We start from the raw sequence: 15,470 nt of genomic DNA, 5'->3' as shown, positions 1-15,470 counted from the left end.
TTCGGACATGTCCAGGACTTGTACGAATTGGGCAAAGTTCCAGGTCACGAGCGCCACCCCGAGAGGGACGCGATTCCACCTTCCTTGCGCGAATCGACTGTTACCGTGCGGCACGTTTGCGGGCTCAAAGAGCCCGCTCATCTGTAAACACCCGGTTCAGCCATGAGGAGGTGGCGCGTGTGGAGGGACTGGAGACAGCCCGCTTCAGCGCACTCGTGGTCGTGGGTCTGCTGGTCCTGTTCTACGGAGGGACCTTCCTGATCTCGGCCCGCATCGGCAAGAAGGAAGAGAACGCCGACGGTTACATGACCGCCGGCAACAACATCGGCTTCGGCATATCCGCCGCCAGCATGACGGCGACCTGGATCTGGGCGTCGTCGATGTACGCGTCCGCGACCTCGGGGTACACCTACGGCATCTCCGGCCCGATCCACTACGGGCTGTGGGGCGCGCTGATGATTCTCTTCATCTACCCCTTCGGCAAGCGGATCCGGCAGGTGGCCCCGAAGGCGCACACCCTCGCCGAGGTCATGTACGCCCGGCACGGCCGCTCCAGCCAGCTGATGCTCGCCGGTTCGAACATCGTGGGCAGCCTCATCAGCCTGATGTCGAACTTCATCGCCGGCGGTGTGCTGATCTCGATGCTGTCGCCGTTCACCTTCACCCAGGGCGTCTTCGCCGTCGCGGCGGGCGTGCTGCTCTACACCCTGTGGTCCGGCTTCCGCGCCTCCGTGCTCACCGACTTCGTGCAGGTCGTCGCGATGCTCGGCGCGGTCGCCGTCATCGTCCCGGTCATCTTCTTCGCGGCCGGCTTCCCGGCCGCCTTCGAGACCGGCGCCGAGCGGCTCACCCCCGAGCAGGGCGACTTCTTCTCCAGCACCGCCTTCATGGAGCAGGGCGCCCCGTACATCGCGGCCGTGCTCGCCTACGCGATCGGCAACCAGACCATCGCCCAGCGGCTGTTCGCCGTGCGGCAGGACCTGATCAAGCCGACCTTCGTCACCGCGACCGTCGGCTACGGCGCGATGGTCATCGGCGTCGGCATGCTGGGCGTGCTCGCCCTGTACCTCGGCTACGAGCCCACCGGCGGCGACGTCAACAACATCATCCCGGGCATGGCGGCCGAGTATCTGCCGCCCGTGCTGCTGGCGTTGTTCTTCATCATGATCGTCGGCGCGCTCTCCTCCACCGCCGACTCCGACCTCGCCGCCCTCTCGTCGATCATGATGGCCGACGTCTACGGTCAGAACGTGGCCGGCAAGGAGAAGGCGAACCCGCGCACGATGCTGCTGGTCGGCCGGATCACCATGGTGCTGGCGACCGCGACGGCCGTGGCGTTCGCCAGTCTGCAGCTGAACATCCTCGATCTGCTGGTGTTCGTGGGCGCGCTGTGGGGCGCCCTGGTCTTCCCGGTGCTCGCCAGCTTCTACTGGGACAAGGTCAGCGGGAAGGCGTTCACCACCTCGGTGCTCGCGGCGCTCGCGGTGTTCCTGCCGGTGCGCTTCTCCTGGATCCCCGTGGACGGCGCCTTCGGCATCGTCGTGGACGTGCTGGCGGTGCTCGGTGTCGGCGTCGTGCTCGGCCTGATGGTGTTCGGCTTCTTCGGCGTCCGCGCGGCGAAGGTGGTCGGCGTGGCGGCGGTCGTGGTGTCGGCGCCGTTCGCCCTGGGCTCGCTGCACGAGTACGCCACCCTCTCCGGCTCGCTGGTGGCCTACTCGGTGTCCACCGTCGTCTGCTGGGCGATGAGCGTGCGCCGCCGTGAGGGTTTCGACTTCTCCCTCATCGCCCGCCGCACCGGCGACTTCGACCAGGGCCCGCAGGCCGCGGAGGCTCCGGCGCCGCCGGACGCCCCGGAACCCGCCGGCACCACCCACCCGTGACCCCCGAGGAGGCACCGTGTCCACCGCAGCGCTCACCGCGTACGTCCTGATGTGGCCCGTGCTCGTGGCCGTCGTGCTGTTCGTCATCTGCCGCGGCTTCTTCCGCGAGTGGGCGGAGGCCCGCCGCAAGGGCGAGGACCTGATCTGACGCACCGTTCCGACGGGCCGTGGGGAGAAGAGAGGTCTCCTCTCCCCACGGCCCGTCTCGGGGTCGAGGGCCGGGGAAGTCCCCTACAGGGCATGCACGTTGATGAGGGGCGCGTCAGGGGCGGGCCTCGTCACCGCGTACGATCCCGGCGCCGCCCTTGATCACCAGGATGGTCCCCGTCCGCAGCACCCACCGCCGCGATCGTAGCCCTTCCATGACCTCAGGCACCACCGCCCGTGCCCGCGCCACGGCCGTGTCCGCCCTGCTGGCCTCGTCCCTGCTGCTCGTCCCCCTCGCCGGGACGGCCGCCGCCCACCCCGCTCGGGTCTCCCCCGCGGTCTCCGCTCCGGGCGCCGCCGGGTTCGACACGACCCCGCTGGAGCGGGCGCTCGCCGAGGTCCCCGACGGGGACGTCTCCGCGGCGCTGATCCGGGTCGGCGGCAAGGGCAGGTGGTCGGGCAGCGCGGGCGTCCGGGACCTGCGCACGGGGGCGCCCGCGCTGTCGCACGCGCGCTTCCGGGCCGGCTCCACGACCAAGGTGGTGACCGCGGCGGTCGTGCTCCAGCTCGTCGCGGAGAAGCGCGTCGGCCTCGACGCGCCCGTCAGCCGCTATCTTCCGGACCTGCTCCCGCCCTCCTTCACCGAGCCCCCGACCGTGCGTCAGCTGCTCACCTACACCAGCGGGCTGCGCCCCGGCGCGAGCCTCGGCTCGACGACCGAGGAGATGTACGCGCACCGGTTCGAGACGCTCACCCCGGAGGAGGTGGTGGCCGCGTCCGTCGCCCAGGGCCCGGCGCACGACCCGGGCGACCATCAGGTGTACGGGAACATCCACTACACCGTGCTCGGCATGCTGATCGAGAAGGTGACCGGCGACAGCTACGAACACCAGGCGGCCGTACGGTTCTTCCGGCCCCTCGGCATGCGGCACACCGGCTTCCCCGGAGGTCCCGACCCCCGCATCCACGGCCCGCACAACCGGGCCTACACCGACATCGGCGCCCGGACCACCGATGTCACCGAGTGGAACATGTCCGACCGGTGGGCCGCCGGGGACATGATCTCCACCACCGCCGACCTGGAGCGTCTGGTGTTCGGCGTGTTCGGCGGCAAGGTCGTCCCGCCGTCCCTGTTGGACCAGATGCTCACCGTGCCCGACGTCGACGGTGCCACCTACGGGATGGCCCTCGAACGGTTCGTGATCGACGGGCGCGAGATCTGGGGCAAGACCGGCTCCCGCCCCGGCTACCACACGGTGCTGGGCGCCACCCGGGACCTGTCCCGCACGGTGGTCTACTCCGTCAACGCCAAGAGCGCCCGCGAGGACGGCTTCCCGCTCGTCCAGCGCTTCGCCCTGCCGGCGTTCGCGAGTTAGGCGGCGGCTCGGCACCCTGCCCTGCCGTTCGCGCAGTCCCCCCGTGCCCCCGAAGGGGCGCGGGGAACTGCGCGAACCTGGGAGTCGGACGCGGCGCTTCCCACGGACGCCGAAACCGGGCTCACTCGGCCGTCGAGCGCCTCCGGCGGAGGGCGAGGACGACGCCCGCCCCGGCGGCCACGGCCGCACCGGCCGCCGCGCCGAGGGCGCCGACCGGGACGTCGGACCCGGTGCTGGCGAGGCTGCCGCCCAGGTCGCCGCCGATGGTCGAGCCGACCCCGCCGGTGGTGGAGCCGGAGGCGTCCGGGCCGCCGTCCGTGCCGGTGCCGCTGCCGCCGGTGCCGGAGCCGCTGCCGTCGGAACCGCCCGAGCCGGCGGGCAGCTCCGCGCCCTTGGTGAGGGCCACGGCCAGGTTCACCGGGTCGAGTTCGGCGCCGGCGGCGTAGAACCCGCCGAAGGCCTTGGCTCCGGCCTCCGTGAGGGTCGCGGTCACCTTGTCCAGGGTGATGACGTCGTCCTTCACGGTGAGCGCGGCCGACGGGGCGGACAGGTCGGCGAGGACGACGTCCTGGGACGTCTCGTCGTGGTCGGCGACGTCGGCGGTCAGCGTGCCCTTGCCCTTGGTGAGGTTCACCCGCAGGTCGCTGAGGGTGAGGTCGAGGCTGTACGCGCCGTCGTGCTCGTGGCCCTTGAAGGTGACCGCGCCCTTGAAGGCTGCCTTGAGGGTGCCGGCCTCCGTGTCGTAGGTGCCGGTGGCGTCGGCGAAGGTGAAGGCGCCGTTGCCGGAGGCCTGGGTGGCGCCGTCGGATGCGGTGATCGTGCCCTTGGCCACGGGGCCCGTGACGTAGGCGCGGAAGGACTGCTTCACGCCCCAGTGGAGGGTGCCGTCGGCGATGTCGCCCTGGGTGGCGGGCGCGGTGGGCTGCGAGGCGGTGGCGCTCGGGGTGGGCGTCGGGGCCTGCGTGGTGGGCGGGGCGGAGCCGGTGGGGACGGCCGTCGGGGTGACCGAACCGGTGGGCTGGGGCTCGGCGGTCGGGGAGGCCGGCGGGGTGGTGGCGGGCTCGGAGGTGGACGGCTCGGGTTCCGGCTCCGGGTCGGCCTTCTTGACGATGCTCAGTGGGTCGCCCGCGGCGCCCGCGTACGTGTCGCTGCCGAAGACCTCGCCGGCCTCCTCGGTGAGGGTGGTGGCCATGTCCGTCATCGCGCGGGTGACCGTGACCGTGGCGAGCGGGACGTCGTCCTCGGTGGTGCCGTCGCGCTCGACGTCGGCGGTGATCTCACCCTTGCCGCTGTCGAACTTCAGGTCGGAGAGGGTGAGTTCGAAGCGGTGCGCCGCCGACTTGATGTTCAGCTCGCCCTGGAAGCCGAGCGACATCACGTGGGTCGTGGAGTCGTAGGTGCCCTTGCCGTCGGTGAAGGTGAACGCGCCGTTGTTCTCCGCCTGGCTCGCACCCGCGCTGGGTGTGAAGGCGCCCTGCGCGTAGGTGGCCACGTAGGTGCGGTACGACTCCTTGATGCCCCAGGTCAGTTCGTAGCCGGACAGGGGGATCTCCGCGGCGGAGGCGGAGGGGGCGGCGGTGGCGCCGAGGGCGGCCGCGGTGGCCACCGCGGCGGCGAGGGCGAGGGACCGGCGTCGTCTTGCGGACATGACGGGAGTGTCTCCTTGAGGTGAAGGGGGATCAGTGGTTCTGCGGGGTGTCCGCGGCGGCCTTGCCTGCGCGGCGCCTGCGGACGAGGAGCGCGGCGGCGCCGGCGAGCACCAGCAGGGATCCGGCCGCGAGGGAGAGGGGAAGAGCGGGGGACGTGCCGTCGTCGTGCGGCGCGGTGGCCTGCGCGACCGGCTCGGGCGAGGCGGCCGCGGGGGACGGGGAGGCCGTCGGGGTGGTGGTCGGGGCGCTGCCCAGGTCGGGCAGGGCGGGGAGTGCGGCGGTGTCGGTGAGGGCGACGGCCAGGGTGACCGGGTCCATCGCGGTGCCCGCCGGGTACATCCCGCCGAAGGCGTCGGCGCCCTGGGCGGTGAGCTTCGCGGGGGCCTCGGTGACGGTGGCGAGGCCGTTCCTCGCCCTGAGGCTCTCGGCGGTGAAGGTGACCAGGGGGACCTTGCGGCCGGTGTGGTCCGGTGACGTGACGTCGGCGTAGAGGGTGCCCTTGCCGTCCTTCACGGTGACGCGGACCCCGCTGAGGCGCAGGTCGAGGCCGTGGTCGCCGGTGAAGCGGACCGCGCCGCGGAAGGCGGCGGTGAGGTCGCCGTCGTCGAACGTGCCCCGGCCGCCGGGGAAGCGGAAGAGCGCGCCGCCGTCGAGGGCGCCGGAGGTGAGCATCCAGCGGCCGCGGGCGATGTCACCGGTGACGTACTCGCGGAAGGTGCGGCGCACGCCCCAGTCGACGGCTCCGTCGACGAGCGCCGTGCTCTTCGCGGCCTTCTCGGTCTTCTTCGGCTCGGTCCTCTTGGCGGCGGGGCTCTTGGTCGCCTCGCTCCGCGGCTGCTGGACGTCGGCGGAGAGGCTGACCGGGTCGAGGGCGGTGCCGGCCGTGTAGTAGCCGGCGAAGGAGGTGGCGCCCTGGGCGGTGAGGGTGGCGGGCAGGTTGTTCAGGACGACGGAGGTGCCGCCGCCGCGCATGTCGATGCCGCCGAGGGATAGGGAGGCGAAGGGCACCTGACGGGACGTCGTGACCGCCCCGGTGTCCTTCGCCTTGCTGGTGACGTCCACGTAGAGGGTGCCGGAGCCGCCGGATATGGACACGGTGGGGCTGCTGAGGGTCAGGTCGAGCTGGTACGCGCCGCTGTCGGTGCGGTGGCCGGTGAAGTGCACCCCGCCGGAGAAGGCGGCGCGGAAGGAGCCCGTGTCGCCGTCGTACGTCCCGCTCGCCGAGTGGAAGCGGAAGCCGCTGCCGCCGACCGTGGCGGCGCCGCCGGTGAGGGCGTAACCGCCCTTGGCGACGGGGCCGGTGACGTAGCGCTGGAACGACGTCTTGATGCCCCAGTCGAGCCTGCCGCCCTGGACGGTACGGGCCTCGGCGTGCGCCGTGGCGGCCGGGACGAGCGCGCCCAGGACGGCTGCGCAGAGCACGGCGACCAGGACGCGAAGACGCGTGGGCATGGCAAGTCCTCCGGAGGCGGGGGCCGGTAGCGAATTAAGGTAAGGCTAACCTAAGCTGCACCTCGGTCAACCTCCACCCACAGCCGGAAGGAACGGACGGAACCGTGCGACGCTTGCGCACACATCTGGCGGGAGCACTGCTGTCCGTGCTCGCCCTCTCCCTCACCACGACCGCGTGCGGAGGCTCCTCCGACGCGGCCTCCCCCGCCCCCGCGGCCGCCTCCACGACGACGGCGGACCGCGTCGAACCACTGGACTCCACCCCGCGGCCCCGGCTCCCGGTGACCGTCCGCTCCGCCGACGGACGGGAGGTGACGGTCGAGCAGGCGGAGCGGATCGTCCCGCTGTCCGGCAGCCTCAGCGAGATCGTGTTCACGCTGGGCCTGGGCGACCGGGTCGTCGCCCGTGACGTCACCGCCACCTTCGCGCAGGCGGCCACCCTGCCGGTCGTCACCCGGGGACACGACGTCTCCGCCGAGAGCGTGCTGTCCCTGCGCCCCGACCTCGTGATCGCCGAGTCCACCACCGGCCCCGACGAGGCCATGGCCCAGATCCGCGCGGCAGGCGTTCCCGTCCTCGTCGTCGAGGGCGCGACCGGACTCGACGACGTCGGCCCGCGCATCCAGACCGTCGCCGAGGCGCTCGGAGTGCCGTCCGCGGGCGAAGAGCTGACCCGGCGTACGGAGGAACGCGTCGCCGCCGTCGCGGAGTCGGTCCCGGCGGAGAAGGACGAGCCGCGGGTCGCCTTCCTGTACCTGCGCGGGTCCGCCTCCGTGTACCTCATCGGCGGCAGGGGCTCCGGCGCCACCTCGCTGATCGAGGCTGCGGGCGCGGTGGACGCGGGCGCCGAGTCGGGCATGGAGAAGGACTTCACCGCCATCACCAGCGAGGCCCTCGTCAAGGCGGCCCCGGACGCGCTGCTCGTGATGTCGAAGGGGCTGGAGTCGGTCGGCGGCGTCGACGGGCTGGTGAAGATCCCCGGCATCGCGCAGACCCCGGCCGGGATGGACCGGCGGATCGTCTCCGTCGAGGACGGCGTGCTGCTCAACTACGGCCCGCGCACCGACCAGGTGCTCGCCTCCGTCGTGGAGCAGCTCTACGGCGAGGGCGGTGCCCGGTGAGCGTCCTGACCAAGACACCTTCCGGCACGGAACCCCGGGAGGCCGCCCCGCCCGCCCGGCGCCGCGGCGTTCCGTGGCTGCTCACGGCGGGGCTTGTCACCGCCCTCGTCGTGCTCGTGCCCGTGGCGGCCCACACCGGCGCCTATCCCGTGCCCGTCGGGGACGTGATCGCCTCCGTGCAGCACCGGTTGGGCCTCGGCGGCACCGAACTGGACCGGGTCGCCGAGTCCGTGCTGTGGAACGTACGCTTCCCGCGCATCGTGCTCGCCCTGCTCGTGGGGGCGTCGCTGGGGTGTGCGGGCGCGCTGATGCAGGGCGTGTTCGGCAACCCGCTCGCCGAACCCGGCGTCATCGGTGTCTCCTCCGGCGCGGCGGTCGGCGCGGTGGCCGCCATCGCGCTGGGGTTGAACTTCGCGGGCAACTGGACCGTCTCCATCCTCGCGTTCGTCGCCGGTCTCGTCACCGTGCTCCTCGTGTACGCGATGTCCCGGTCGGGCGGGCGCACCGAGGTGGTGACGCTGATCCTCACCGGTATCGCGGTGAACGCCTTCGCGGGCGCGCTGATCGGGCTGTTCCTGTTCTTCGCGGACACCGCAGCCGTCAACCAGATCACCTTCTGGCAGCTCGGCTCGCTGTCCCAGGCGACCTGGCCGAAGGTGCTGGCGGTGCTGCCGTGCGCGGTACTCGGGCTGGGCGTCGCGCCCTTGTACGCCCGCCGCCTGGACCTGCTGGCGCTGGGCGAGCGGCCCGCCCGCCACCTGGGGGTGGACGTGGAGCGGCTGCGGATCGTGCTGGTGCTGGTGATCGCGCTGCTGACCGCGGCCGCGGTGAGCGTGTCCGGCATCATCGGCTTCGTCGGGCTGGTCGTGCCGCATCTGCTGCGGATGGCCGCCGGTCCCGGGCACCGGTTCCTGCTGCCGGGCAGCGCGCTGCTGGGTGCGCTGGTGCTGGTGGCGGCGGACCTGGCGGCCCGTACGGTCGCCTCGCCGGCGGAGCTGCCTCTGGGGGTGCTGACGGCGCTGCTCGGCAGCCCTTTCTTCTTCTGGCTGCTGCGGAGGACTCGGCGGCGGCACGGGGGGTGGGCGTGAGGTTGTGTCCCGTCTGCGGCGGGGGTGGGGGCCGGTCGCGCAGTTCCCCGCGCCCCTGAGGGTGTTCGTCTTGCCGTACGTCCAAGCGCCCCGGCCTCCGGTGCCGCGTCGCGTGTTGTCCGCGGGGCGGTGAGGGCTGGTCGCGCCGTTCCCCGCGCCCCTGAGGGCGTTCCAAGCGCCCCGGCCTCCGGTCCCGCGTCGTCCGCGGGGCCGTGGGGGCCGGTCGCGCAGTTCCCCGCGCCCCTGAGGGCGTTCCAAGCGCCCCGGCCTCCGGTCCCGCGTCGTCCGCGGGGCCGTGGGGGCCGGGCGCGCCGTTCCCCGCGCCCCTGAGGGGGTCTGTCTGGAAGGTCCTTCCGTGCTTCTGCTTCGTTCCCGTCCCGTTCCTCCGTCTCCCGTCTCCCCCGGCGACATCCTCGCCGCGGCCGAAGCCCTGCACGTGCGTCTCGGCGCCCGGGACGTCCTCCACGGCGTGGACGTCGCCGTCCGCGCGGGCGAGGTGCTCGCGCTGGTCGGGCCCAACGGGGCCGGCAAGTCCACCCTGCTCGGCGCCCTCGCCGCCGACATCGCGCCCGCGGGCGGTGTCGTACGGATCCACGGGCGCCCGGTGTCGGACTGGTCCGCCCCCGAACTCGCCCTGCGCCGTGCGGTGTTGCCCCAGTCGTCCGCGCTGAGCTTCCCCTTCTCGGTGGAGGAGGTCGTACGGATGGGACGGGCGCCCTGGGCGGCGCTGGACCCGGAGGACGACGAGGCGGCCGTCGCCGGGGCGATGGCGGCGACCGAGGTGACCGCGTTCGCGGCGCGGCCGTTCTCCGCGCTGAGCGGCGGCGAACGCGCGCGGGTAGCGCTCGCCCGGGTGCTCGCCCAGCGCGCGCCGCTGCTGATGCTCGACGAGCCGACGGCCGCGCTCGACCTGCGCCACCAGGAACTGGTGCTGCGGCTGTGCCGGGAGCGGGCGCGGGCCGGGGACGCGGTGGTGGTGGTCCTCCACGACCTCGGCCTCGCCGCGGCCTACGCCCACCGCGTGGCGGTCCTGCGCGCGGGCCGCGTCGCGGCGGACGGCCCCCCGGAGGAGATCTTCACGGCGTCCCTGCTGTCGGAGGTCTACGACCAGCCGGTCGAGGTCCTCCCGCATCCGCGGACGGGAGCGGTGCTGGTGCTGCCCGTGCGGGAGTGGTGAGGACCGGTGCTCCGTCAGGCGGTTCAGGTCACGGTGTGGCCGCTGTGGCCGGTCCCCGCGTCCTGCGGTGCGGGCGTCCCGGTAGGGTTCGCCTCCGGGAAGGGGAAGGTGAAGCAACCGGATGAGCAGGGATCTCGGTCTTCGTAGGCTCCACGGACTCCGCGGGCCTCGCCGCACCGCGCTGGTGGCGGCTTCCGTGACCGCGCTGGCGCTGACGGCGAGCGGCTGTGTGGTGGTGCACGGCGAGCGCGAGGTGCTCCCGGCGACCACCCGCGCCGAAGCCGCCGAGGCGCTCAAGGAGTTCACGGCCGCGTACAACGCCGCCGACAAGGCGTACGACTCCTCCCTGGACGCCGACCGCACCACCGGCGCGCTCGCCGACATCGACGGGGCCCGGCTGAAGGCGGGGAAGGTCAACAACCCGGACGGCAACCCGAGTCACGCGCCACTGGAGCTGACCGACGCGAAGTTCACCATCCCTGCCAAGGCGGGCTGGCCGCGCTGGTTCCTCGCCGACACCGCCGCCAACAAGGGCGGTGACGTCCGCTGGCTGCTGGTGTTCACCCGCGACGCACTGGACGACCCGTGGGAGGTGGCGTACCTGACGCTGGTCTCGCCGGACGACGTACCGGAGTTCAAGACGGACAAGGACGGCTGGGCCGAGACCGTCCCGGCGAACTCCGGCGAAGTGGCGGTCGCACCGGGCGAGTTGAGTCAGAAGTACGCCACGTACCTGAAGGACGGCGGGGAAGGTTTCGCGGAGGGCCCGCACACCTCCGGGTGGCGGGACACCCGGAAGAAGAAGTCGGTGCGGCCTGGTCTGGCCACGCAGTACATCGACGAGCCGCTGGTGAACGGCGACTACGCGCCGCTGGCGCTGCGCACGGCGGACGGCGGGGCGCTGGTGTTCTTCACGACGCGGCACTTCGAGAAGCAGACGGCGGCGGCCGGGGCGACGGTGCCGACGCCGAACAAGGACGTGCTGGCGCTGACCAGCGGGGAGATACGTCAGTCCCTGACGATGGAGTTCGTCTCGAACGAGGTGGCGCTGGACCCGGCGGACGGGCCGGTGCGGGTGCTGGGGCGGATCCAGGGGCTGACGTCCGCGAAGGGCGAGTAGGACCGGCCGGGTCGGTCAGTGGCGCAGGGGCCAGGCGGCCCCGGTGGGGTCGGGGCGGCCGTCCGCGTACCGGGCGCAGGCGTCCGTGAGGTACTCCAGCAGGCTCAGCGGGTCGGGCAGCGGATGCTCGAGGCCGCGTACCCAGCGGACCGACGGGTCGTCGTCGCCGGGGAGGCGGGCGGGCGGGACGAGGACGTAGGAGCCCCGGCAGTGCCAGCGCAGTCCGGGATGCTCGTCCATGGTCTCGGGATGGCAGTCCAGCTCGCAGGGCCACCACTCGTCCTCGTCCTCGGGGGTGCCCCGGGTGAGGGTGAAGAACAGCAGGCGGCCGTCGTCGCTCTCGGCGACCGGACCGACCTCGACCCCGGCCTCCAGCAGGCGGTCCAGGGCCTCGCGGCCCGCGTCGAGGGGGACGTCGAGGACGTCGTGCACCATGCCCGTGGCGGTGATGAAGTTCGCCTGCGGCTGGTGGCGGGCCCAGCGCTCGATCTGGGCGTGGTCGGTGGTCGACTGGGTCTGCCAGGCGAAGGACACCGGGTGCCGGGCGGGGGTGGGACAGCCCACGCGGTCGCAGGAACAGCGGTAGCCGGCGGGGTGCGCGGCGGGCGCGAGGGGCAGTCCCGCTCCGGCGGCGGCGAGCAGCAGGGTCTCACGGCCGTCGTCTCCGGCGGCCTGCTTCGGGCGGCGTCCTCGCAGCCACTGGGAGAGTTTGCCCTGCCGGCCGCTCCGGCCGCCGAAGTCCGCGCTCATCTATCCCCTCGCCTCGCCGTCGTGCGCTCCAGCATGCCCTATGGTCCCACGATCGTGCGCATCGGGGGCCCGAAGCGCCTAATCACCGCAGGTGGGACGAGGGTGACGGCACCGGGCGCAAGCTGACCGGTGGGGCGAACAGGACATCCGCCGGGAGGCCGCGGACCGGGTGTCGGTGCTCGGTCCGCCCTGATGCGCCTGCCTACCGTGGCGTCATGATCACGTGGATCGCGTCGTCGGCGCCGGCCGCCCTGGTGTCCGTGGTGTCCCTCGCGGCGCTGACACTCACGGGGCACGGCGGCTCGCCCCCGCTGGAGTGGGGCGACGGCCCGCTGACGGTGGACTCGCTGCCCCGGGTGACGTACGTGGCGCATCGCGGCGGGGCACGCGAGGTGCCGGAGAACAGCATGTCGGGGCTGATGGCGGCGTACCGGCGCGGTACGGCGCAGGTGCTGGACTTCGACACCCGGGTGCTGCGGGACGGCACGCCGGTGGTCTTCCACGACGCGACCCTGAACCGTACGACCTTCCTGGGCGGGGAGGTGCGGAAGCTGGACGCGGAGGAGTGGAAGGGGGTGCGGCTGCGCCCGCGCGACCGGCTGCCGGGGAGCTGGCGGTCGGAGCGGCCGCCGACGGTGGAGGAGGTGCTGGACCGGCTGGGCGGGCGGGTCCTGCTGATGCTGGAGCTGAAGGACCCGGCCGGTCTGGAGCGGGTGGCCGGGATGATCCGGGAGCGGGGGCTGACCCGGTCGGTGTTCGTCAACACCAACCACCCCCGGGTGGCGGCGCGGGTCCACCGGCTGGGGCTGCTGACCCAGCTGTGGCGCTCGGCCGAGCAGATGCGCACCGACCGGCCGGAGGAGTGGCGTTCCTTCGTCGACCTGCTGGACGTCGACATCCGGGCGCGGGACGGGGACGTGAAGCGGGCGGTCCGGTCGGGGGTCCCCCGGGTGTGGGCGCACACCGTCGTCACCCCGGCCCAGCGCGACCGCGCCCTGGCGCTCGGCTGCGACGGCGTCCTCACGGACGCGCCGGGGCGGCTGGCGCGGTACCGGACGCGGGTGCCGGGGCCGGTCAGCTCGGTGACGGGACGCTGAGGGGCGGGGCCGGTCAGCGGGGGGCGAGGCCGTGGAGGGCGTAGTCGACGAGGGTGTCGGTGTACTCGTAGGTGATCGGGCCGGTGTACTGGAGCCAGCGCTGGGCGAGCGGGGAGACGAAGAGTTCCAGGGCGATGCGCGGGTCGACGTCGGGGCGGACCTCCCCGGTCTCCTGCGCGGCGCGCAGCCGGTCGACGTACAGCTGGAGCTGGGGTTCCAGGAGCTGGGCGACGAAGCGGCGGCCGAGCTCCTCGTTGACGACGCCCTCGGCGGCCAGGGCGCGGGAGGGCGCCTCGAAGGCGGGGTTGCCCAGTTCGTCGACCGTGGCGCGCAGGACGTTCTTGAGGTCGGCGGCGAGGTCCCCGGTGTCGGGGATGGTGTACGGCTTCTGGCCGGCGGCCTCGGCGGCCTGGCCGCTCAGGTCGAGGAACGCCTCGAGCAGCACGTCCGCCTTCGACGGCCACCAGCGGTAGATCGTCTGCTTGCCGACGCCGGCGCGGGAGGCGATCCCCTCGATGGTGGTCTTCGGGTACCCCACCTCGGCGACGAGGGCGAGGGCGGCGTCGTAGATGGCGCGACGGGACCGCTCGCTGCGGCGCGAGGTGTCGGGGACGGACGACTGATTCTTGGCCATGGCCCGAACTTATCAGGTTGACAAGACGCAGCGTCTCGCCGGACGCTGGTACGGCTGGAAAGCGAGACGAACCGTCTCGTTTCCATAGCGTGACTGTCGACTGTCGGAAGGGAGCCCCTCATGGCTCGAGGCGGAAACATGCTGGGCGTCGGTGGCGCCCGGCAGCACCTGGGCCGCAAGGCCCTGCGCGGCGGGGGCCCGGCCGGCCGCATCGGCGGCGGCACGGACCCCCAGGCCCAGAAGCGCGCGCTGCTGCGCAAGCTCCAGGAGCAGCGCGACGCGGAGAAGGAACAGAAGTCGGAGCAGAAGCAGGAGCAGGAGCAGGGGTGACGGTGTGTCAGTCCTGTGCGGACGGCGGCGGCCAGGGGTCGCCCCAGTCCGTGTCGCGGGCCGCGCGGTAGAGGGCGCCGTGGCGCTTGGTGACCGTGGCGCGGTTCAGGGCCGGGTCCGTCTCGCAGAGGTCGAGGAGGACCTGGCCCTTGCGGATCTGGGGCTTGCGGACGACGCGGGCGGGGGCCGGGGTGACCGGCAGCCGGGTCGCGGCGACGTAGCTGAACTTCTCGTCCTCGTAGGCGAGGGTGCCGCCCTTGATCTGGCGGTGCAGTGAGGAGCGGCTGACCCGGGCCGAGAAGTGGCACCAGTCGGTGCCGGGCACGATCGGGCAGGACGCGCTGTGCGGGCAGGGCGCGGCCACCTGGAAGCCGGCGGTGACGAGACGGTCGCGGGCCTCGATCATGCGGGCGTAGCCGTCGGGGGTGCCGGGCTCCACGACGACCACGGCCCGCGCGGCGCCGGCGGCCGCGTCGACGAGCGCGGCGCGGTCGGCGGAGGTGAGTTCGTTGAGCACGTAGGAGACGGTGACGAGGTCGGCCGGCTCCAGGGTGAGCGTGGATCCGATCCGGGCGCGCTCCCAGCGGGCGTCGCGCAGGGCGGGGTGACCGGCGGCCAGTTCACGGCCGAGGTCGAGCGCGGGCGCGGCCCAGTCCAGCACGGTCACCGGACGCTCCCCGTCCCAGGTCGCGCTCACCGCCCACGCCGCCGCGCCGGTCCCGCCGCCCACGTCGACGTGGCTCCCGGGCGCCCACCCGGGCACGGCGTCGGCGAAGGCCCGCAGCGCCGCGTGCACCGCCTCGAAGGTGGCGGGCATCCGGTACGCGGCGTACGCGGCCACGTCGGCGCGGTCGCGCAGGATGGGGGCGTCGGTGGGGGTGGCGCCCCGGTAGTGCCCGATCAGCCGCTCGACGGCCTGACCGGCCTGCCGCGCGGGAATCCCGTCCAGCAGCCCGCTGAGGGCGGCACGCAGGGAGTCGGCGGTGGGGAGGGAGGCGGGGGCGTTCACCCGGAAATTCTACGGCCCCCTCCGGGGACGCCTGTGCCGCGCTCGGCCCCGCGGGCCGGGGGCCCGCTGGCCTCTCGTCCGTACGGACGCGACGGAAAGCCCGTCAGCACCGCACGACACCCGGCGCACGAGTACACCCGGCGCACATCGGTGCCCGCACCCTCATCACGTCGCGCTCCGCTCCAGGGCGAGGAGCAGGTGCCCCAGATCGCGCGGCATCACGGCGATCTCGACGACGCCCACGGAGGAGTCGCACGCGACGATCGTGCACCGGGGGTTCACCCTCAGTCCTTCGCGCCACGCAGGCGCACGCGTGCCGACCTGCCGCAACACGGCCGGTCCAGGCACCTTCGCCCCGGCCCTCGTACGCGGCTTCCAGGCGACCGTGGACGACCCCACCGCCATCCGTCCCCGCAGCCACCGCCCCTCGCGGGCGGGGTGCCGCAGCATGCACGGCACCTCGATCACCTCACCCCGCGCGGACCGCTCGTCGCGGCGCCGTATGCCCCGGTTCACCACCAGCCACGTCGTCAGCCCGCCGGCCGCGACGGCGCACACGCTTGTGATCACCGCGGCATTCAAGCAGCCCGGGGGCACCGGTGCGACGCCCGGGCGTGAGCCCGTTCCGCGCGCTGCCGTG

15 protein-coding genes and 1 pseudogene are annotated in these 15,470 nt (G+C 73.3%); 10 read left to right on the top strand and 6 right to left on the bottom strand.

Translation table 11 applies throughout. The features are described from left to right. The first annotated feature begins 179 nt into the window (after positions 1-179). From ACQZOG_RS07375 to ACQZOG_RS07365, 3 genes are all read left to right on the top strand, one after another. Entirely contained in the window at positions 180-1,880 is a 1,701-nt protein-coding gene (locus tag ACQZOG_RS07375) for a sodium:solute symporter family protein (protein ID WP_051747605.1), read from the top strand. Positions 1,881-1,896: 16 nt separating this feature from the next. After that, entirely contained in the window at positions 1,897-2,028 is a 132-nt protein-coding gene (locus ACQZOG_RS07370; protein WP_033272852.1) for a putative transporter small subunit, read from the top strand. Between the two features lie 214 nt (positions 2,029-2,242). Continuing rightward, entirely contained in the window at positions 2,243-3,403 is a 1,161-nt protein-coding gene (locus ACQZOG_RS07365) for a serine hydrolase domain-containing protein (RefSeq protein ID WP_430741386.1), read from the top strand. A 121-nt stretch (positions 3,404-3,524) separates the two neighbouring features. Here ACQZOG_RS07365 and ACQZOG_RS07360 read toward each other — a convergent pair whose 3' ends face one another. Beyond that, on the bottom strand, positions 3,525-5,051 hold the full coding sequence (locus ACQZOG_RS07360; RefSeq protein ID WP_354792595.1) for an HtaA domain-containing protein: 1,527 nt from the start codon (positions 5,049-5,051) through the stop codon (positions 3,525-3,527). Positions 5,052-5,082: 31 nt separating this feature from the next. After that, entirely contained in the window at positions 5,083-6,504 is a 1,422-nt protein-coding gene (locus ACQZOG_RS07355) for an HtaA domain-containing protein (protein WP_430741385.1), read from the bottom strand. 104 nt (positions 6,505-6,608) lie between these two features. Here ACQZOG_RS07355 and ACQZOG_RS07350 point away from each other — a divergent pair, with 104 nt between their 5' ends. From ACQZOG_RS07350 to ACQZOG_RS07330, 5 genes and pseudogenes are all read left to right on the top strand, one after another. After that, positions 6,609-7,625, top strand: a complete 1,017-nt coding sequence (locus tag ACQZOG_RS07350) for a heme/hemin ABC transporter substrate-binding protein (protein ID WP_430741384.1) — start codon at positions 6,609-6,611, stop codon at positions 7,623-7,625. 5 nt (positions 7,626-7,630) lie between these two features. After that, a complete protein-coding gene (locus tag ACQZOG_RS07345; protein WP_033273150.1) occupies positions 7,631-8,713 on the top strand; it encodes a FecCD family ABC transporter permease in 1,083 nt (360 codons plus the stop codon). A 355-nt stretch (positions 8,714-9,068) separates the two neighbouring features. Continuing rightward, positions 9,069-9,890 (top strand): heme ABC transporter ATP-binding protein, encoded by an 822-nt coding sequence (locus tag ACQZOG_RS07340; RefSeq protein ID WP_167338177.1) that lies wholly within the window; start codon positions 9,069-9,071, stop codon positions 9,888-9,890. A 21-nt stretch (positions 9,891-9,911) separates the two neighbouring features. Next, positions 9,912-10,037, top strand: a pseudogene (locus ACQZOG_RS07335) (iron transporter); the annotation flags it as partial. Continuing rightward, positions 10,012-11,010, top strand: a complete 999-nt coding sequence (locus ACQZOG_RS07330; RefSeq protein ID WP_351032149.1) for a hypothetical protein — start codon at positions 10,012-10,014, stop codon at positions 11,008-11,010. The pseudogene ACQZOG_RS07335 and the gene ACQZOG_RS07330, both read left to right, overlap by 26 nt. A 15-nt stretch (positions 11,011-11,025) precedes the next feature. Here ACQZOG_RS07330 and ACQZOG_RS07325 read toward each other — a convergent pair whose 3' ends face one another. Next, entirely contained in the window at positions 11,026-11,760 is a 735-nt protein-coding gene (locus tag ACQZOG_RS07325) for a bifunctional DNA primase/polymerase (protein ID WP_037639209.1), read from the bottom strand. 215 nt (positions 11,761-11,975) lie between these two features. Between ACQZOG_RS07325 and ACQZOG_RS07320 the strand changes: the two genes are divergently transcribed. Further along, a complete protein-coding gene (locus ACQZOG_RS07320) occupies positions 11,976-12,857 on the top strand; it encodes a glycerophosphodiester phosphodiesterase (RefSeq protein ID WP_193454806.1) in 882 nt (293 codons plus the stop codon). Positions 12,858-12,870: 13 nt separating this feature from the next. Here the strand turns inward: ACQZOG_RS07320 and ACQZOG_RS07315 are convergent, their stop codons facing one another. Beyond that, positions 12,871-13,491 carry a TetR/AcrR family transcriptional regulator gene (locus ACQZOG_RS07315; protein ID WP_033272844.1) on the bottom strand — a complete coding sequence of 207 codons (621 nt, stop codon included), beginning with the start codon at positions 13,489-13,491 and terminating at the stop codon, positions 12,871-12,873. A 120-nt stretch (positions 13,492-13,611) separates the two neighbouring features. On the opposite strand from ACQZOG_RS07315, the gene ACQZOG_RS07310 reads away from it, so the two are divergent. Beyond that, complete coding sequence (locus tag ACQZOG_RS07310; RefSeq protein WP_430741383.1) at positions 13,612-13,821, top strand: DUF6243 family protein; 210 nt, start codon at positions 13,612-13,614, stop codon at positions 13,819-13,821. Between the two features lie 7 nt (positions 13,822-13,828). Here the strand turns inward: ACQZOG_RS07310 and ACQZOG_RS07305 are convergent, their stop codons facing one another. Together ACQZOG_RS07305 and ACQZOG_RS07300 are read right to left on the bottom strand one after the other, a co-directional pair. After that, positions 13,829-14,830 carry a small ribosomal subunit Rsm22 family protein gene (locus ACQZOG_RS07305; protein WP_382002817.1) on the bottom strand — a complete coding sequence of 334 codons (1,002 nt, stop codon included), beginning with the start codon at positions 14,828-14,830 and terminating at the stop codon, positions 13,829-13,831. Positions 14,831-14,995: 165 nt separating this feature from the next. Then, complete coding sequence (locus ACQZOG_RS07300) at positions 14,996-15,400, bottom strand: hypothetical protein (protein ID WP_354792598.1); 405 nt, start codon at positions 15,398-15,400, stop codon at positions 14,996-14,998. Positions 15,401-15,470 lie beyond the last annotated feature (70 nt).

Origin of the sequence: Streptomyces sp. P13-3-3 (assembly GCF_050571355.1) — a bacterium.
In the GTDB taxonomy this organism is placed as follows: Bacteria; Actinomycetota; Actinomycetes; order Streptomycetales; family Streptomycetaceae; genus Streptomyces; species Streptomyces althioticus.
This window is presented reverse-complemented; position numbering and strand designations above follow the sequence as displayed.